3 protein-coding genes are annotated in these 2,449 nt (G+C 61.0%); all 3 read left to right on the top strand.

Going from position 1 to position 2,449, the window contains the following annotated elements:
• Nucleotides 1-482: acyloxyacyl hydrolase (locus AC11W3_RS02865; protein WP_484092454.1), on the top strand; the 482-nt coding region annotated here is incomplete at its 5' end.
• A 245-nt stretch (nucleotides 483-727) separates the two neighbouring features.
• Nucleotides 728-1,126, top strand: a complete 399-nt coding sequence (locus tag AC11W3_RS02870) for a DarG family dialkylresorcinol biosynthesis protein (protein WP_484089553.1) — start codon at nucleotides 728-730, stop codon at nucleotides 1,124-1,126.
• A 177-nt stretch (nucleotides 1,127-1,303) separates the two neighbouring features.
• Complete coding sequence (gene darH / locus AC11W3_RS02875; RefSeq protein WP_484092455.1) at nucleotides 1,304-2,305, top strand: BtrH-related acyltransferase DarH; 1,002 nt, start codon at nucleotides 1,304-1,306, stop codon at nucleotides 2,303-2,305.
• Nucleotides 2,306-2,449 lie beyond the last annotated feature (144 nt).

The raw sequence follows: 2,449 nt of genomic DNA on the forward strand, positions 1-2,449 counted from the left end.
TGCCGAACCAGTACGCCCTGTCGGCGGAGTATGGCTACGCCTTCGACCCGAGGCGTGACATCAGCTTCATGATGGCCAGATTTTCCGCCGTTTATGACTACGGCACCGTTTGGCGCCAGGATCGCCCGAAGGCCCTCCGCTTCAAGGTCGAAGGCGCCGTCGGCAGCACCATGTCGCCTGAAAACGATTTCATGGCCTCTGCCAACATGCTGGCCCTCTACTATCCGGGGCTGCGCGCAGGGCAAAGACTTCGGCCGTATGTCGAGGGCGGGATCGGCGTGATATACACCGAGTTCAGGGTCCCTGGCCAGGGATTGCACTTCAACTTCAACCCGCTCCTAGGAGTGGGTTGCGAGCTCCCGCAGCGGGACGGTAAGAATGCTTTTGCCGCCATCCGCCTGCATCATCTCTCAAACGGCGGGATCTATCATGAAAACCGCGGCGTCAACTCCGTCGAGTTGCAGATAGGGCGGTTTTTCTAGCTGACGGCAAGACCCGCGGCATCACATTTTTAGCGAGAAAGAGCCCGCGCGTCCCCCCCTTGTCAAAGGGGGGACAGGGGGGATTTGCCGTTGTAGTTAAAGGGCTAACTTCGTTCCTCCGTGGCGGCCTCCCCCACCCCCCTGCCCCCTCCCTCAAGGGGAGGGGGTGAATGAGATCTGCCGGCCGGATGGGGGCAAGGTCGGAAGCCTCCGGCAAAGTCATAGAGAAGGCACGGGAAGCGACGATGCAAGAAAATGAAGTCCCCCAGGACGACGCACTTTTTGAAGGAAAGAGAGCCGTCTGCTATGCGGTCGATAAAGCCGGCAGTTATGTGGTCGCCCCAACGGCTGGTTGGGAACCGGTCAACGTCGCCAACCAGCAGGCCTGGGAAGCGATAAATGCCGGGGTGGCGGCCGTCGCCGCACGGGTGCGGGCCGGAGAAGTCAGCCCCCTCGCCTACCACATGGTCCGGCACCACATGGACGCCAAGCTCCTCGCCAGCTATGCCGGGGTTTTCGCATGGCGGGTGCGCAGGCACATGAAGCCGGGGCCGTTCCAGAAGCTCGCGCCCAAGCTTCTCGAGCGGTATGCCACCGTTCTGAAGGTAACCGTAGAGGAGCTTTGCACGGTTCCCGCTTGCTGACGTCATTCCCGCTGGTGCAGGCGGGATCCAGCCCTTCTGGATCCCCGATGACAGCACTCGGGGATGACACCGAGAGAACGGGTTCAATGTAACGTGCCACTGCAGCAATCATTAAAGGTTCCCCCACCCCCTCGCCCCCTCCCTCCGGGGGAGGGGGAATATCTGAAAGGAAGCATATTGAATCACGTATTCCCTCACCGCCAGACTGCCCATTGCGAGAGTGGGGTTATTGCCAACCTGCTCACCTACCACGGTTTTCCTATTTCCGAGGCGATGGCTTTCGGGATCGGGGGAGGACTTTTTTTCGCCTACCTCCCGTTTATAAAAATCTACGGTCTCCCCCTTACCACCTTCCGCACTACCCCGGGGAGCATTTTTAAGCGGGTAACAAAGCGCCTCGGCATCGGGGTCGAACATAAGACCTTTAAAGACCAGCGAGCGGCGATGGCGGATCTGGATGACTACCTTGCCCAGGGTGTACCGGTCGGGATGCAGACCGGGGTCTACTGGCTTCCGTACTTCCCGCCCGCGCTGCGCTTCCACTTCAACGCCCACAACCTGGTCGCCTATGGCAAGAAGGGGGATGACTACCTGATCAGCGACCCCGTTCTCGGTACTCCGGTTCTCTGCCCTGCTGCCGATCTGGAACGTGCGCGGTTTGCCCGGGGGGCGCTGGCACCGAAGGGAAAGATGTACCTCATCACCAGCGTCCCGAAGGAGTTGGACCTGGGCCCGGCAATCAGGCAGGGAATCCGCGAGGTCTGCAGGCTGATGGTGTCGGTGCCATTCCCGCTCATTGGAACCCGCGGCATCAGGCATCTGGCCGGGCAGGTCGAGCGCTGGCCGGCCAGGCTGGGAGAGCGGAAGGCCGTTCATTATCTGGGGAACGTGATCCGGATGCAGGAGGAGATCGGCACCGGCGGCGGAGGTTTCCGCTTCATCTTCGCGGCGTTTTTGCAGGAGGCGGCCGAGGTAATGGGAGACAAGCGCTTGGTGGACCTGTCACATCGGATGACGGCGGTAGGTGATCTATGGCGAGAGTTTGCTGTCGCCGGTGCCCGGCACTGTAAAGGGAGAGCCCAGGAAGGGGAGAGCTTCGGAGACCTGGCAAACCTTCTGCGCCGCTGCGCCGATGAGGAGCACGCGCTGTTCCGCGAGCTTGCGGCAGTCGTAAGGTAGGGAATTCCCTCCCCCCGCCGGGGGAGGAGTCTGACTGTATGGGGTGTGTTATTAAAGAGGGTAACAATACCGTCCTTCGGGTGGAGAACCTGGTAAAGGTGTATCCCGGCGCCACCGTCCCTGCTGTCAACGGGCTGGAATTCA

The sequence above is a fragment of the Geomonas sp. genome, from assembly GCF_056994735.1.

What these genes read in the sequence shown, in the direction of transcription:
- AC11W3_RS02870 (WP_484089553.1), top strand. Translation starts at nt 728, where the DNA reads ATGCAAGAAAATGAAGTCCCCCAGGACGACGCACTTTTTGAAGGAAAG.